A 16,652-nucleotide genomic window follows, 5' to 3' on the forward strand; every position below is an offset into this window, starting at 1 on the left:
AGTGACCCAACCTGTTGTTTCTGTGCCTTCTGAGGATGAGTCTTGGCGTGATTGGGAGAACAAGCTCGATGATTTTCAGCAGTGGCGCAACTCAAAACATTCTTCACTGGTTCTAAGTTGGTGGACGTATCTTTTCTCTTATTTCTTCAACGAAGTCTCTGCTTTGCCTTCTTCTCACAAAGTCTGCTTAGACGTGGGCTGCGGACGCGGCAACTACCTCTCCCACTTGGTCAAAAACCACTGCTCCGAAGGCATAGGCATCGACCCGCTACGCTCTTCTGTTGAAGCTTCCAAACACAACTGCAACGCCCAAGGCACCTACGACAGAGTCTCTTTGATCCTTGGAGTTGCAGAGTACCTGCCCCTCAAAGAGGAAGCCGTAAACCTGTGCATAATGACCGGTAGCCTAGACCACGTCAACGACCCTCAACAAGCAGCTGACGAATTCCATCGCGTCTTAACCCGCAGTGGACACTTAATGCTTCTTGAAACCGCACTCATATCCAAGCAATCCAACTTTTACGACGAAACCCACACAACCCAATTCACCCTACCCGACCTAACCAACTTAGTCAAGCAGTTCCAACTCCTCAAAGTCACCCGAAAATTCCCAGTACTATCCCAAATCCGCCTCTTCTCTGACACGACAATTGACCGCTGCTTCTCCTCTTTACGTCTGCGAAAAATTCCAGGCGTCGTAGGCAGCTTCTTCAACTACTCCGAAGTCCTGCTCGAATGCGCCAAAACATAACCCCATTTTGTGCAGCAAATGAACGTTATCATAGTCACTGACACTTTCCCCCCAGAAAAAGTCGGGTCTTACCGCATGCACGATTTAGCCCTGAACCTGCGCAGAGACGGGTTTGGCGTTAAGGTTTTTTGTCCTCCGCCCACGTTTCCTTTTGGCAGTTTTAAGCGGACTTGGAAACCTGCAAGCGCAACCACTACCCCGCAGGGCATAACGGTTGTGAATTTGTGGACTTGGCAGCCTCAATCAGCTTCTCTTTCCACGTTGTCACGAATTTTCTATTACTTGATGATGCCCCTTTTCGCCACGGTAATGATTGCCTTGGACGGTGATTTTGACGTGGTGATTACTTCTTCGGGTACGACGCCGTTTCTGTGGCTGCCTGGTTTGGTGGCAAAGAAGCTGCGGCGCAAACCTTGGCTGCTTGATGAACGCGACCTGCTCTTAGAAGGCGCAGTCAGCCTGGGGTTCCTAAAAAAAGACCGCATAGCAACCTCCCTGCTCCAAACCCTCGACTCTTATTGCCTGAGAACCTGCGACTTCGTAACCGTCACCACCCAAAGCGCAAAAGCCGGCGTCATAGCAAACGGAGCCCCAAAACCCAAAGTCCTATTCATACCAAACGCCGCCGACACCGACGTTTTCTACCCCTTGACTGTACCTAAGAAACGCCAAGTCATCTATGCGGGAAACATTGAGTACGCTCAGGACTTTGATTGTGTGTTGTCGGCTATGGAGCAGGTTGCAAGTCACGGTTTGGGCTTGGTGATTGTGGGCGAAGGCGAAGTCAAAGAGCATCTTCAAAACGTAGTTACAAAAAGTAATCTTGGTGGGGTGGTTACGTTTTTGGGTGGGGTTGAACGAAGCAAGCTGGCACCTTTGCTGTCGGAGTCGATGGCTGGTCTGGCGCCCCTAAAACCTGTTGCCATTATTAACGGTTCGATTCCCGCAAAAATTTTTGATTACATGGCTTGTGCTATTCCGTTTGTTGCGTTTGGCGGCTTGGATTTGAAACGTATTGTTGACCGTAGCGGTGCGGGTTTTCTAATTGATGCTGACCCCGATGTTTTGGCTAAGACTTTGCTGTATTTGGCGGAGAACTCGCAGGTTATTGAGGAAATGGGCAGAAACGGCAGGGAATACTGCGAGAAATACTATAACCGACGCCTTATGGCAAAAAAAATCGAAGCTCTGCTGCAGAAAATGTCCCCCGACGCTACAGCGGCGCCATCTGCGGCGTAACTGGGCTTTTAACCTTTCACGGTTTGTGAGTTGAACAAAATGAGTCAATTTGTTTCTTAAGAGTATGTTGAACGCGCCAAGGAAAGGGTTAGGCGTTTGACGGTGGTGGGTGCGGGTTATGTTGGTTTGCCTACTGCAGCGTTGTTTGCTGATGCTGGGTTTAACGTGACCGCTATTGATTTGCAGCCTTCCATTGTTGAAAGCGTCAACCGATGCGACAGCCCCATTGACGAACCAGGACTAAAAGAGCTAATTTGCCGCAACGTCTTATCAGGTAGGCTAAGAGCAGTGCTTACCTGCGACGCCGAACTTACCCGCGAAGACGCCATAATCGTCACCGTCCAAACCCCCGTAGACGAAAACAACACCCCTGACATCAACTTTTTAATGAACGCCCTAGACTTCGTCGGTAATGCCCTAAGGGAAAACAGCCTTGTGGCTATCTGCAGCACCGTGCCCCCGGGAACGCTGTCAACAAAAGTCAAGCCCCTATTAGAGTTCAAAAGTGACTTAACTGCAGACAAAGACTTCTTCTTAGCATACGTGCCTGAACGAATCGCGCCTGGCAAATCCTTAAAAGAATTCGTCGAAAGCCCCCGAATCGTCGGCGGAATAGGACCCAACAGCACCGCAGTAATCGGAGACTTGTTTAGCGCGGTTTGCTCCAAGATGATACGAACCGACTCTGCCACTGCCGAAATCGTGAAAACCGCCGAGAACACCTTCCGAGACGTAAACATCGCCTTTGCCAACCAGCTTGCCCTTATCTGCGAAAAACACGGCACCGACGTAATGAACGCCATAGAGTTAGCAAATACGCATCCACGAGTAAACATCCACCTGCCTGGACCAGGAGTTGGTGGACCTTGCTTGGTTAAAGACCCTTACCTGCTTATACACGGCATCAACTTTGAAAACGATGTTATCACCGCTGCCCGAGCTGTTAATGATTCAATGCCCAAACACGTCGTCGAGTTAACCTTGAAAGGGTTGAGCGTTGCTGGCAAGCAGCCTGAAAAATCGCGTATAGCCTTCTTGGGCACCGCCTACAAAGCTAATGTTGACGACGCCCGATATAGCCCCTCCCAGCAAGTAATCACCGAGCTTACCCGCCACGTCGCCGCCACCGTTGTTTATGACCCTTACTGCCCCGCTACGTTTGGCGCCAAAAAAGCCTCTTGCCTTACTGAAGCTGTTCAAGACGCTGACTGCCTTGTACTGCTAGTTGACCACGCCGACTTCAAGAAACTTGACTGCGCCAAAATAAAATCCCTCATGAACCCAAACCCTGTAATCATAGACGGCAAACGGCTCGTTGCGTCTCAAACTGCAAAAGAAAACGGTTTCACGTATTTTGGTGTTGGCTGCTGTCCTGTTTAGTTAGTCCCCGCAGCAAGAAGCTTTGTGTAATTGTTATTCCGCGTGTTGCTGACTACATGTACCTAACTTGCCTCTACAAAGAACTGCTAAACTTATCTGCAGCATACAAAACCTCAGTGCACATCTATTCCCCACACGCACAAGCGTCTTCACTAAGAAATCAGCTGCTTTATCCCGTCGAGATTCTTCGCCTTTTGTTTGCTAAAAAGCCCTGCGAAAACAACGACGTAATCTTGCATGTTCACTGGCTAGAGTTCCTGTACCGATGGGGTAACACCAAATATGCCGTGCCGTTTCTGGCTCCTTTCATGCTCGCTTTCCTAACGGTGTATACGCGTTTTTCAAAAACCAAACTAGTCGTCACCATGCACAACGTGCTCCCGCATAACGTTTACTGGGCTCGCACTGAATACCGCTTTTTCAAATCTGTTTTAACCAATCTTTCAGACGCCGTGTTTGTGCACAGTTCCTTCCAAAAAAGCATACTTGAAGAATTCTATGGACTCACCCCAGAAAAAGTGCATGTTCTAAAGCATGGTCTTTTCAAGTATCCCCTGCAGCCTGACCCCGCTAAGAAACTGCGTGCACGCAAGGCTTTGGGGATTTCGCCAAACGAGGTTGTCTTCTCTTTTATAGGCGCAATCTCCGAGTACAAAGGCGTTGGTGTCCTTTTAGATGCCATGCAACAAAAGCAGGGTAAATCGCGGATTCGCGTGATACTTGCTGGTGAATCTGACAAAACATATCTTCGTTACCTGCAAAAAAACTACTCAAAAATCCTTGGCGACAAACACGTCATTTTTTTAAACAAGCGTTTATCAGAAACCGAGTTAGACACCGTTCTTAGCGTGGCTGACTTTGGCATCTGCCCCTACACAAACGCGACCACCCCCGCTACCCTTATGGATTTTTTGATTTACCATTTGCCCATAGTTACAACCGATGACCCCAACGTTTTGGACGTGCTAAAAACGTATCCTGCAGTTGTTGCTAAACGGGGCGATGTGGCTTCGCTTACGCAGGCTATTAGTTTTGCGTGTGCTAATTCTTCGGATTTGACCAAAAAAGCTGTGCGCTCAAACGATGCCCAGTCGTTTGTTGATGCTTGGACGCTATCAGCAAAAATAACCTTAACCTCTTACCTAGCTGTAACTAACCGTTAACTCTAAGACGATTTTTGTATGATGTGGCGAGATTTTACGTTAACAATTTTTCTGTGCAGCCTAACTTTTTCTGTAATTGCTGGTTTGCCCAAACTTTATGCCTCCACACGTAACTATAGTCATTTTAAACTATAACCGCAAAGCAGTTCTTAGCGACTGCCTAGATTTCCTGCTAAAAGTTGAGTACCCCAACTATGACGTAGTAGTGGTAGATAACGCTTCGACAGACCGCAAAACCAACGAACTACAACACAAATTCCCTTCTGTGCGCTTCATTGTAAACCCTGAAAACTTTGGGTACGCCCAAGGCAACAACATCGGTATAAACCACGCCCTTCTCAACGGCGCTAAATACATCTTGATCCTCAACGACGACACCGCAGTCCGCCCAAACTTCCTGACTGAATTGGTTAACGTAGCTGAAAGCAACCCCCACGCTGGAATGTTGATTCCCAAGGTTCTTTGTTTTGAAGAACCTGACAAGCTCTACCAAGCTCACGGCAGCTTCAACTACTACCTGTATATGGTTCATGGACGCCTCGACACGGTTGATGAGCCCGTGGAAGTAGACCGCGTGTTTGGAACAGCCATACTTGTGAAACGTGCTGTTGTCGACGAAGTAGGCTTGCTGGATTCGCAGTTCTTCCTTTATTTCGAAGACTTCGACTGGTGTTACCGCGCCACAAAAGCAGGCTACAAACTAGTTTACGTGCCCTCCGCAACAATCTACCACAAAGTCTCCAAATCCTTTAGCGGAAAACCCAACCCTCTGGTCATGTACTACTCAACAAGAAACGAGTTGCTGTTTGCCAAAAAACACCTCAACCCCCTGCTTTTCTGGCCCCTCTGGGTTCCAAGATTCACCTACAGAGTTCTTCGCTGTTTGCTTACCACAGGAAAACCACAACCTGCAGCGTACATGATGCGGGGGTTCTTTGATTTCACTAAATCAAAATTTGGAAAACTGGGTGCCTAGTTTGGTTAACAAAAAATCTGCCGCGGCGCCTTTTGAGCCTTTGATTAGCGTTGTCATACCAACGTATAACCGAGCTCACGTGTTGCCTCGCGCGATAAACAGTGTCTTAAGCCAGAGTTACCCGAACTTTGAATTAATCGTTGTAGACGACTGCTCAACTGACTCCACAAAAGCCGTCATAGACAGCTTTGATGATGAACGGTTACGGTATATTCGGCATGAAAAGAATCAGGGTGCTGTTTGTGCGCGTAACACTGGGATAAAGGCGGCTAAGGGGGAGTACATAGCTTTTCAGGATAGTGATGATGAATGGTTGCCTGAAAAACTGCGGGTGCAGGTTTCTGCTTTTGCTTGTGTTTCTTTGGAGGTTGGGGTTGTTTACACTAGTTTTTGGAGTATATGTGGTGGTGACCAGATGGTTTGTTATCCTTGTTTAGATGAAGTGAAGCAGACTGAGGGGGATGTTCATTGTTCTATGTTGCGGAAAAATTTTGTTGGGACACCTACTGCTTTGGTTCGCAAGGAATGTTTTGATGTGGTTGGGTTGTTTGAGGATTTGCCTTGTTTGCAGGAGTGGGCTTTGTGGCTCAAGCTTTCTCAGCGTTACCACTTCAAGTACGTCAAAGAACCCTTGGTGAACGCTTATGCCCAACCCGACAGCATCTCACGCAAAACAGCCTCCCTCATAACCGCCCGCAAATACCTCCTAAACAAATACTATGACGAAATCTCGAAAACGCCAAAACTGCTAAGCCGACACTTCTTTGAAATAGGCACCTACCTGTGTCTTAACGGTGAAATAAACGAAGGCAAAAATTATTTCTTCAAAGCTGTAAAAGCATACCCGTTTGATTCTAAACTGCTTTTCTCAACGTTCTTTTCCCTGTTTGGGCAAAAAATCTACAACAACGTTGCAGGGGTTTACTTGCAGAGTAAATCCTTAGCTCAAACGTAAACTGGTTCACACGTGAAACATGATTGTTTAGTTCCCGCTTAAAATTCAGCAGCTTTCTTGTGCAGGTTCTCACGCTTTTCTTGGCTGACCTCCCCGTTTTGGGGTTCATGTACCTGTACCTTAACATACCTACAAGACTCGTTACGATTGCCCTGTTTTTGGTGCTGTTTGACGCGGTAATCTTGATTTATGTTTTTAACAAATCTTTCCAGTTGAGCTTAAACTTCAAAGTAGCCTCCCCGGAATTGGTGCTGGTATGTGTCTATGCTGCCTGCTTGCTCGTTGTTGCCTTTACGCCTTCTTTAAGCAGCCAAGTCATCGTTGATTTGGGTTCTTTGCCTTTGCTTAACTGGCTTAGACTAACCGCGGGCACCCTCCTTGGACTCTTCCTGCCTGGATACGCCTTAATCACCCTGTTTTCCCACAAACTCTCCAGCATCCCCCTAATAATCTCCTCTTTGCTGCTAACTGTTTTCATAAACTCCATCATATCCTTCATCGCCATACTGTCTGCACAATCCGCTCTTACGTGGATGCTGCTTAGCAACGTTGTGATTCTTGGTTTTAGCTTAGCCCGAACCTTGCAGCAACGAAAAACCGTTTTCCCCCTAAAGCGCCTGCAAAACGTAACCCTGAATCTGCACAGCGAACACTTCCTGCTGATTCTTTTGTGCCTGTTTCACATATCCGTCTTGGTTTCCGTGTTTCTCCTAAGCGGCTTGCCCTTCCCCAACGGCGACATGTGGGACCACACAGCATACGCGGTCAGGCTAGAAAACAATGACCTGCTAAGGTTTGGGTATTTGACGTATCCACCGTTTTTTGCAGTGCATCTTTTCTCGTTTAGCCAGCTTGCTGCCATTCCTGCTATGAACGTTTCTAACTTGCTGGGTTTGCTAAATGTGGTGACTGTTTTGGCGTTTTATGCTCTAACGCTTGGGCTTACGAAAAGAAAAGCCGTTGCGTTCCTATCAACACTTGTTTTCACCTTGTTTGGCAGCTTTACCTTTTTAGTTCAAACCCTGCTTGGCGAAATGGCAACTAACCCCCAACAACTCTCAAACTCTTTCCAGACCGTTTCTAGAAAAACCATGCAAATCAACTCCCTATATCCGCTGTCAAACATTTACGCGTACGCCCCCATCACACTGGACCTTATCTCCGTTATGATTCTAACCCTGCTTTTCATAAAAAAAGACAAAAACGCCGTTTTGTACGGTGTTGAAGCTCTTTTGATAGCAAACCTGTTTGCGATGCACGTTGCAGAAGTAACCTACATTTTCATTTTCTTGATAGTTGCTTTGCTCTTGAATTTCACAAGCATAAAAGACCTCTTCTCCTTAACCGTGGGTGTCTGGCTGGGATTCATAACCTTCCTAACGTTGCCCTTCACAAGGTCAACTCTATCTGTTTACTTAGCGCTTCTGTACGCCGCCATTTTCCTTTTTGCCCTGATGCTTAAACGGTTTAACTTGACTCCGAAAATTCGCCTGTACCTTGGAAAAACATACCGTTTCTTTGCAACCAAATACTTCGTTGCAATACTGGTTTTCCTTGCGCTGTCATTGTATGGCATTTTCCTGTACAGCTGGGACGTACTGTACATGCAAAACGACAGCTACATCTCCAGTTCACTGTATTACCTTGGCGTAGCCCCATCATATTTCCTACCCATCGCCATAGGAGTCCCCGTAACCATAAGCGTGATTTACTTTTGCTATTGCCTCTTTGCAAAAACCTCTCTTGACTCAACAGAGCTTCATGCAATCTTGTTTTTGGGCATCGCGTTTGTTTTGGCGCTTGTGCTGGGCAAGGCTATAACATATGTCAACCTTTCAGGCACCATGATCTACCGTGAACTGCGGATAATTCAGCTTTTTGGCGGGCTCTTTTTTTCTGTGGTTTCTGGTTTTGCGTTGTATGCAGTTTTTAAGCATTTTAGGCGCAGCGGGGTTAAGCAGAAGCGCCTTTTGTCGGTGGGTCTGGGCTTTCTGGTTCTTTTCGGTTCAGGCTCCACTTTGCTTTCAACGGTGTTTTGGTCAAACACTGGGCTTCTCTCTTACTCTCTAAACTCCAACGAAGTCGAAGCCTTAGACTTCCTAAAAGGCAAACTAAACGCTTCCGACGTAGTTTTAACCTACAGCCAAGAATCAAACTTCAAAGCAGGCATAGCAGGCGCAACCACAATCACCCGATACTCCGACGTATTCAGGTCCTCCTCCTCAAGCATTCCCCGATACTTCCTTCAAACAATAGACTACATTTACCTCACAAGCCAAGAAATAGCCACGATAAAATCCTCTGATTCCTACGTTGAATCCCTGCTAGATGCATTGCCTGTGGTTTTTAGTAACGATAACGTAACGATATTTCATGTTCCCTTGTACGTCAAGACCTTTTCAGGCAGCAATCGTGTTCCTGTGGTGCTCAGCGGCAGTTTGTCTGCTGCTTCGCCGCAATTAGCGCTGCTTGACTCCTTAGGTGTCTCCTACAGCTTACATTACGACTGGGAACCTGAAGTTTTCGAAAACACCGACACCATCATCCTCACAAGCGACATAAAAAACGCGGCTTTAGCCAAAAAGTTTGAGGACTGGGCAAGAAACGGTGGTAACTTGATTGTTCTGGGCGGTGAAGGTCACTTTTCAGAGTTGATGGGTCTTCGCTCAAAGACTAACCTTGTTTTTGAAGAAAACTGGTGCTCAGATAACTGCTTCCAAGACTGGGCTTTCGACTTAAGAGGCCTGTCCACAGGAAACCTTTCCATAACCACCTTTGACGAACAACAAGACAAACGCGGTCTTCTCGTTAACGCCTCCACAGGAGGCATATTCGGATTCCATTACCACAGCAACCACTCCCTAACCTTCCCTTTTGCGATAGGTACCTGGTTTAATCTTGTTGAAAACCGTTCGTCCATAACGAACTCTTTGATTCTGATGAACGGGCAAGCTTCTGGAGTTGGGTTCTGGGACGCCGACTACAGCCTTGACTACTACTACGATTGTGGACAAATCATTTACGACATCGCCGAGATTTCGCCAAACAGCTGCCAAAAAATTGAATTATACTTCCCCGACGCCCAAACCTGCTACGTGTACCTTAACGACACGTTGGTTTTCACGGGGCCTAGGCCTACAAAGTATGATTCTCCTTTGGTAATGTATGGAAACACGGTGGAGTCTCTTATTGCGAACTGGTTTGTGGGTTGTTATCAGGCGGTTTGGGCTGATTTGTATTACATGGAGCCTCATGTGGTGTCTGCTGATGGCTTGTTGCTGCCTGAGGGGTTTGTTTCTGCTGGTTTTTGCTTTAACGTGAGTTCTCCTAAAAGCTGCGCCGAATCAGACGTTTGCTCCCTGTGCTGGTACACGTCAGGAGACGAAAAAGTCGCGCCCCTAATCTTTACCAAAGCCGTTGATGCTGGGGCGTTTACGTATCTTGATTTTACTTTTCCCCTTTCACTTGTCCCTTGTTTGGAATGTTTTTCAGATGCTTTGCTTGCAAACTTGGGTTTGACCAGTTACACACAACACTCTACTGACATGTTTTTGCATATAGAAATCTACGGCGACCAAATCCTAAGCGGCGCTGTTGACTTAACTTCAAAAGTCATGACCTTTAGCGGCTCTAACATAACATACTCTTTTGCAGAAACCAACGGCGAAACAACATCCGCGGTAACAGGTAACAAACTGCTTTTCAGCGCCGCCGAAGCCTTCACGCTATCCCTAAACGGGTCTTGCACAATACAGCCCCTACACGACCAGTACATACAAATCCTAATCCCCAACCAAACCGCCCTCACCCTAACCCCCAAAAACCCCCAATCAGAAATCTCAACTCGCGCCTACACCACAGACCCCACAAGCTGGCGTGAAATCTCAAAAGCAACCATTCACTCCAACTCCCCCATCACCATAACTGCCCGCACATTAGACCTCACCGCCATGGGGTCTGCAACTTTTGCAGGAGCCTTCTTCGATATCCCCTATGATTCTGTAGTTGGCACAGGCACTGGCGAAGTTACCTTGACTGGAGAAATGGCTTATGACCTGTTAGCTTCTGACCAGTATAGCTCGCGAACCTTTGGGATCTCTTTTGTGCTAAATGGGTCTTACAAGTACGATTACCCATCGCTATTAGAAATCGAGTTGCCCCCTGAACTGTTGAACCTGTCAAACCTTTCAGTGATGCTTGCTATCATGCTGTACGCTATCTTTGCAGTTTTGCTGCTAAAACGGTGCCCTCAACGCGGGTAATCTGGTTGTGTGTTAAACTTGTGGTTTTCAACATCTTGTTTGGCGGGTTTGCCAGAAAACATTTTGAAATAGGAGAAAAATGAAATGGCTACAAAGCTTCAAACGTTAAATGAGCTTAGAAAAAATTTTGGGTTTAGCGTTGCTACCCATGAAGTGTTGCGCTATGTGGGTTTGCCTACACATGTGCGCGTTAAGTACCCTTTGAATTCTCTGGAAATAAGGCTTGAGGATGTGCCTGTTAGTTTCTGGAAAAACTTGGAGCAAAGCAAATGGGAACTGAACCTGATGCGTTTCATCAACGAACTAGTAACGCCGCAGCAAACAATCATGGAAGTCGGAGCATGGATGGGACCGCTCACCTTCCTTTTCTCGCACCTCACTGGCAAACGCGGCGCAGTCTACTCTTTCGAACCCATGCCCCACTCTTTCTCTATGCTTCAATCCGGGTTAATCACAAACAAAATCAGCAACGTTTGCCTCCAGAACATGGCAGTTTCAAACTTCACGGGGGATTTGACCCTGTATGCGCCCTCTTCCAACAGCGACCTAGCTACAACGTTGCAGCCTGACACACTTGTGGATCCTAAAGCCAAACAAGCTGATTACTGCCTTGAAGTTCCCTGCAAATGCACCACGTTAGACGAGTTCTGCGAGAAACGCCAAATCGTGCTAGATGGACTTAAAATTGATGTTGAAGGTGCAGAAAACCGCGTTTTCGAAGGCGCTGCCAAGACCATTGACAAGTATTCTCCATGGTGTCTTTTGGAGTTCCATGGGCATTTGCTCTCAGAATCAGACAGGCAAGAAACTTGGGATTTCATACGTGCGCGAGCGCAGGAAATAGTGTACATCAACGGCGACGAAAACCAGTTGCACTACAAAAAGAAAGTGCCTACCTCTTTCATTCCAAGCAAACGAGGAAACTATTGCATCTTCTTTGGCTCCTAATTCTTTGTGAAGGTTTGAAAATGCAGGTAAAAACTGGTTCTGATGTGTACGCGCCCCGTTTGAAGGGTTATGATTCAAAGCAAAGATTTGTCACTTATTGGCATCAGGTAAACGAGGCTATACAGCTTGACCCTTCTTCAATTTTGGAGGTTGGGGTTGGCACCCGTTTTGTTTGCTCCTACATGAAACGGTTAGGGTATGCTGTTACTACTCTTGATTTGCTGCGTGATTTGCGTCCAGGCGTTGCGGGGTCGGTTCTTACTTTGCCTTTTGCTGAGGATTCTTTTGATGTGGGTATTTGCTGTCAAGTCTTGGAGCATCTGCCTTTTGACTGCTTCAAAACCGCCCTTGCCCAGTTACATCGCGTGTGCCGCTCAAAACTGATTCTAAGCTTGCCCGACGCCTCCAGATACTTCGGAGTAGCATTAACCTCACCCGTTTCCCTGCCTCCCGTTCTTGTCTCATTGCCAACACTGTTTACGCCAGAACACGTTTTTGATGGATACCATTTCTGGGAAATCGGCAAAAAAGGCTATCCTAAAACAAATAAACCGTGCCTTGCTTGAATGCGGGTTTGTGATAAAAAAGACTTATCGGGTGTTTGAGAAGCCTTACATTCGGTTTTTTATACTGGAAAAACGTCGGCGTTGACTCTTGTTTGTTTTGTTTGTTTTGCCGTGTTAGGCGTTAGCTTTTAAAGTTAACGTCGCTTACTTTGAGTGCGTGTGGTGTCTGTATGAAAGCGCTTGTGCTTAGCGGTGGAAAAGGTACCCGACTTCGTCCTTTAACTTTCACCTGTGCCAAACAGCTTATACCCGTAGCTAACAAACCGATTTTAGGTTATGTACTTGACCAAGTAAAAGAAACCCCGATAACTGACGTGGGTATTGTAACTGCGCCTGAAACGGGTTGTTATGTGCAGGCTTATGTTGAGGAGGGGTCCGAGTGGGGTTTTAATATTGCGTATATTCCCCAGGAACCGCTAGGTTTGGCGCATGCAGTAAAAACAGCTCAACCTTTTCTGGGCAGCGACCCATTTGTTATGTGCCTAGGCGACAACGTCACTGGACAGGGCATTAAAGATTTTGTCCGCAAATTTGAAGACGAAAACCTTGACGCCTTAATCATCCTCAAAACCGTTGATGACCCCTCACGCTTTGGTATTGCCCAGCTAGACAATCAAGGCAACGTCGTCAAGCTTGTGGAAAAACCCAAAACACCCATGGGCAACCTTGCCATAATTGGGACTTACCTGTTTTCTAACAAAGTGCATCAGGCTATCGCGCAGATTAAGCCTTCGTGGCGTGGCGAGCTTGAAATAACTGATGCCATCCAAAAGATGGTGGATTTGGGTTTTAGGGTTAAGGCGGAGATTTTGGATTCGTGGTGGCTGGATACGGGTAAGAAGGATGATATTCTTTCTGCGAACGCCAAGATTTTGGATGCTTACGTGCAGTTGGATGTTAAAGGCGCCGTTGAAAACAGCACTATCGAAGGGCGTGTCAGGCTTGATTCAACCGCCAAAGTTGTCAACAGCACTATTAGGGGACCTTGTGTTGTAGGCAAGAACGTGCGGATAACGGATTCTTTTATTGGTCCTTACACAAGCGTTGGCGAGAACTCTCAAATCTGCAATTCTCATTTGGAGTACTGCGTGATTTTGGAGAACGTAACAATCACCAACGTTGAACGCTTAGAGGAAAGCCTCGTTGGAAGAGCAGCCAAAGTAACAAAAAGCAAAAAATGCAGCACCATCAAGCTTCATGTGGGCGACTTCTCAGAAGTTGAAGTCTAACCCAAATTTTAGCCCTGAAGCGCCAAGGCAGATAATCGTTAAATAATCTTGCGCAGTAGTATCATCGTGGGAGTAGTGGTAAAACGAGATGTTGCCTGGCATAGTTGTTAAGCCCCTGAGACGCTTTGCAGATGAAAGAGGTTTCTTCACCGAAGTCTTCCGCAAAGACTGGTCTGAACTTTTTGGAAGCGACGTAGCTGCACAAGCTAACCTATCAATTACTTATCCTGGAATAATACGCGCTTGGCATCGGCACCTGCGTGGACAAACCGATTACTTTGTTGCCGTAAAAGGCGCCATAAAAATATGCGGCTACGACGAAGAAACAGGAGAGCTTGACGAGATAGTTTCGACGGGCGCAAATTTGCAGGTGGTTCGTATGCCTGGGCATTACTGGCATGGCTTTAAAGCTGTAGGTGATGCGCCTGCGATGCTTTTGTATTTCACAACTAACTTGTATGACGTTGCAGACCCTGATGAGGAACGGCGTTCTTGGAGTGATTCAACTTTGATTCCGCGTTCTGTTAACGGCAAGACTGGCGATGCCCGCGTAGGCAAACCTTGGGACTGGAACTGTCCCCCACACAAGTGATGCAACCATGAGAGTCCTTATAACTGGCGGATTAGGCTTCATCGGAAGCAACTTTTGCCGCTACCTAAACGAAAAACACCCTGACTGGGAACTGATAAACGTTGACAAAATGGGCATAGGCGCTAACCCCTCCAGCCTGCGCGACATAGAAAACAAACCAAATTACCGTTTCATACGCGGCGACATCTGCAATCCACAGCTAATCCACAAAGCCCTCTCACACGTCGACGCCGTCGTAAACATAGCCGCCGAAACCCACGTTGACCGCAGCATAGCCGACCCCTACACGTTTTTGCAAAACAACACCATCGGAACCTACACCGTACTAGAAGGCATACGCAAGCACAACCCCAAAGCCCGCCTAGTTCAAGTCTCCACCGACGAAGTCTACGGAGAAGCCCTCACAGGCTCCTTCACCGAAAAAGACTCCCCCAAACCCGGCAACCCCTACTCCGCCTCCAAAGCCTCCGCCGACATGTTCGCACTTTCCTACCACCGCACTTTTGGAGTAAACGTTTCAATAACGCGGTGCACCAACAACTTTGGCTCCTATCAGCTGCCTGAAAAACTAATTCCCAAAACCATAATCCGTGCCATAAAAGATTTGCCGATTCCAGTTTACGGGCAAGGTACCAATGTTCGGGACTGGATTTACGTTTTAGACCACTGTGCTGCTGTGGAGATGGTTTTGGAGAAAGGTGTGGCTGGTGAAGTGTACAATGTTTCTGCTGGCAACGAAGTTCCAAACATCGAGATAGTTAAAAAGATTCTTGAGTTGCTCAACAAACCTGAGAGTTTGATAACTTTTGTTGAAGACCGTCCGGGTCATGATGCTCGTTATAGTTTGGATTCCTCCAAGATTCAGGCTGAGCTGGGTTGGACGCCAAGGTCTTCTTTTGATGAAGCCCTAAAAGCTACGGTGAACTGGTACTTGGAAAATGAGCGTTGGTGGATGCCTTTTGCTACCGACGCTGTTTTAAACGCCACTCCTTGGAAGATGGGTGGCACCCGATGAGGCTTTTGGTTACTGGCGCCAGCGGCTTGTATGGCTCTAAGCTTGTCCAAGTTGCCGTTGAACACAACCACACAGTTTTTGCAGGCTACAAAGAGCACCCAGTTTCTGAGGGGACACCACTTACTTTGGATGTCACCGACAAAGAATCCGTTGACGCAGCATTAAAAACCGCTGAACCCCAAGTTGTTGTTCACGCCGCAACCCTAACCAACGTGGACACGTGCGAGTTAAACCGCGAGCTCGCGTGGAAAATCAACGTCGAAGGCACCCTTAATATAGCAAAAGCTGCACAAGACGCAGGCGCTTTTCTGTTGTATGTTTCTACGGATTACGTTTTTGACGGCGAAAAAGGCTGCTACGTTGAAGAGGATTTGCCCTCGCCCCTTAGCTATTACGGCTACACTAAACTAAAAGCCGAAGAACACGTGAAGCGCCTTGTTGAAGACTGCTGCATTGCTCGCCCAAGCGTTATCTTCGGAGCCACACCTGCTTCTGGCAAAGTAAATTTTGCCCTATGGCTAATCGACAAGCTCAAACACGGTGAACAAGTTAAAATCGTAACCGACCAATGGAACTCCCCTACGCTTAACAGCAGCCTTGCCCAGATGACCCTTGAAGCCGCAGAAAAACGCCTAAACGGAGTTTACCATCTCTCAGGAGCCACGCGAATAAGCCGATACGACTACGCCAAGCTCCTTGCGCAGGTTTTTGGTTTAGACGAAAACTTGATTACGCCCACTGTTTCTGCAAAGTTTTCTCAACCTGCCAAACGCCCCCGAGATTCCTCTCTTAACACTACAAAAGCGCAGCAAACACTCAAAAACAAGCCCCTTGAAATTTCCTCCGCCATAGAACTGCTCAAAACACAATTAACCCCCAACTGACAGCCGTTTCATCCGCTGTTTCTGCTCTGGTTTTATGTGGTTTGGGGCGGTTTAGCGTAGGATTTTAATTTTGGTGTGGTTTTGAGTTTGGTTAAGGGTGTTTGTGTGGTGGAAAGGCAGTTTTGTGTTTGCGTGGATGGCGTTTATGTGAAGGACAGTAAGATTTTGCTTTTTAAACGTAATGTGGAGCCTTTCAAGGGTTACTGGCACACAATTGGCGGACACGTTGAAGAAGATGAAACCCTAAAGGAAGCCCTAAAACGTGAATTCAAGGAGGAAACCAACTTGGACGTGCAGGTAGGCGACATAATTGGCGGGAGAATAGAAAACACGCATGACCGCACAAAAATAATTGCTATCATGGAAGTAACTTCCGCCCGAGGTGAAATCAAGCTTAACTCAGAGAACTTGGACTACGGCTGGTTTAGCCAGATTCCCCCAGACGCTGTCTGCGACTACACCAAATACCTAAAACGGTAAAACACAAACGCGGCTGACTACAACAAGTGTTAATTGCCCATGTTGTGACTATTTTTTGTTAATGTTCGGGTTTTAATGTTTGAGTTTCTATTCTGATTTCGTTTTTGTGCATATTAGACAAGATTTAAATTTTCTGTTGGTCTCTCTTGGTTTAGGAAAGGAGAAGTGTAGGTTGAAGTTTCGCAAGAACTTATTTACTCGTAGTTTTGTAA

Annotated in this window: 14 protein-coding genes; all 14 read left to right on the forward strand. The window is 46.9% G+C overall.

Going from position 1 to position 16,652, the window contains the following annotated elements:
• Nucleotide 1: 1 nt before the first annotated feature.
• The 14 genes from NWF04_00430 to NWF04_00495 all read left to right on the forward strand — a co-directional run bounded on the left by NWF04_00430 (nucleotide 2) and on the right by NWF04_00495 (nucleotide 16,440).
• Complete coding sequence (locus tag NWF04_00430; GenBank protein ID MCW4005053.1) at nucleotides 2-751, forward strand: class I SAM-dependent methyltransferase; 750 nt, start codon at nucleotides 2-4, stop codon at nucleotides 749-751.
• 18 nt (nucleotides 752-769) lie between these two features.
• Entirely contained in the window at nucleotides 770-1,990 is a 1,221-nt protein-coding gene (locus NWF04_00435; protein ID MCW4005054.1) for a glycosyltransferase family 4 protein, read from the forward strand.
• A 102-nt stretch (nucleotides 1,991-2,092) separates the two neighbouring features.
• The gene (locus NWF04_00440) at nucleotides 2,093-3,370 is read left to right on the forward strand and encodes a nucleotide sugar dehydrogenase (GenBank protein ID MCW4005055.1); all 1,278 of its coding nucleotides are present in this window, start codon (nucleotides 2,093-2,095) and stop codon (nucleotides 3,368-3,370) included.
• A 56-nt stretch (nucleotides 3,371-3,426) separates the two neighbouring features.
• A complete protein-coding gene (locus tag NWF04_00445; protein MCW4005056.1) occupies nucleotides 3,427-4,533 on the forward strand; it encodes a glycosyltransferase family 4 protein in 1,107 nt (368 codons plus the stop codon).
• 97 nt (nucleotides 4,534-4,630) lie between these two features.
• Nucleotides 4,631-5,509, forward strand: a complete 879-nt coding sequence (locus tag NWF04_00450) for a glycosyltransferase family 2 protein (GenBank protein ID MCW4005057.1) — start codon at nucleotides 4,631-4,633, stop codon at nucleotides 5,507-5,509.
• 1 nt (nucleotide 5,510) lies between these two features.
• Nucleotides 5,511-6,464 carry a glycosyltransferase family 2 protein gene (locus NWF04_00455; GenBank protein MCW4005058.1) on the forward strand — a complete coding sequence of 318 codons (954 nt, stop codon included), beginning with the start codon at nucleotides 5,511-5,513 and terminating at the stop codon, nucleotides 6,462-6,464.
• 59 nt (nucleotides 6,465-6,523) lie between these two features.
• Complete coding sequence (locus tag NWF04_00460; GenBank protein ID MCW4005059.1) at nucleotides 6,524-10,726, forward strand: hypothetical protein; 4,203 nt, start codon at nucleotides 6,524-6,526, stop codon at nucleotides 10,724-10,726.
• A gap of 84 nt (nucleotides 10,727-10,810) precedes the next feature.
• Nucleotides 10,811-11,674, forward strand: a complete 864-nt coding sequence (locus tag NWF04_00465) for an FkbM family methyltransferase (GenBank protein ID MCW4005060.1) — start codon at nucleotides 10,811-10,813, stop codon at nucleotides 11,672-11,674.
• A 20-nt stretch (nucleotides 11,675-11,694) separates the two neighbouring features.
• Nucleotides 11,695-12,240, forward strand: a complete 546-nt coding sequence (locus tag NWF04_00470) for a class I SAM-dependent methyltransferase (protein ID MCW4005061.1) — start codon at nucleotides 11,695-11,697, stop codon at nucleotides 12,238-12,240.
• A 170-nt stretch (nucleotides 12,241-12,410) separates the two neighbouring features.
• Nucleotides 12,411-13,469 carry a glucose-1-phosphate thymidylyltransferase gene (locus tag NWF04_00475; protein ID MCW4005062.1) on the forward strand — a complete coding sequence of 353 codons (1,059 nt, stop codon included), beginning with the start codon at nucleotides 12,411-12,413 and terminating at the stop codon, nucleotides 13,467-13,469.
• A gap of 88 nt (nucleotides 13,470-13,557) precedes the next feature.
• Nucleotides 13,558-14,061: a dTDP-4-dehydrorhamnose 3,5-epimerase family protein gene (locus NWF04_00480; protein ID MCW4005063.1), complete on the forward strand. Its 504-nt coding sequence runs from the start codon at nucleotides 13,558-13,560 to the stop codon at nucleotides 14,059-14,061.
• Between the two features lie 7 nt (nucleotides 14,062-14,068).
• Nucleotides 14,069-15,076, forward strand: coding sequence for a dTDP-glucose 4,6-dehydratase (gene rfbB, locus NWF04_00485; GenBank protein MCW4005064.1), 1,008 nt, complete (start codon nucleotides 14,069-14,071; stop codon nucleotides 15,074-15,076).
• A complete protein-coding gene (rfbD, locus tag NWF04_00490; GenBank protein MCW4005065.1) occupies nucleotides 15,073-15,960 on the forward strand; it encodes a dTDP-4-dehydrorhamnose reductase in 888 nt (295 codons plus the stop codon). The genes rfbB and rfbD overlap by 4 nt, the downstream gene beginning before the upstream one ends.
• A gap of 81 nt (nucleotides 15,961-16,041) precedes the next feature.
• Entirely contained in the window at nucleotides 16,042-16,440 is a 399-nt protein-coding gene (locus tag NWF04_00495; GenBank protein MCW4005066.1) for an NUDIX domain-containing protein, read from the forward strand.
• Nucleotides 16,441-16,652 lie beyond the last annotated feature (212 nt).

The sequence above is a fragment of the Candidatus Bathyarchaeota archaeon genome, assembly GCA_026014465.1.
Lineage (GTDB): Archaea > Thermoproteota > Bathyarchaeia > Bathyarchaeales > Bathycorpusculaceae > JADGNF01.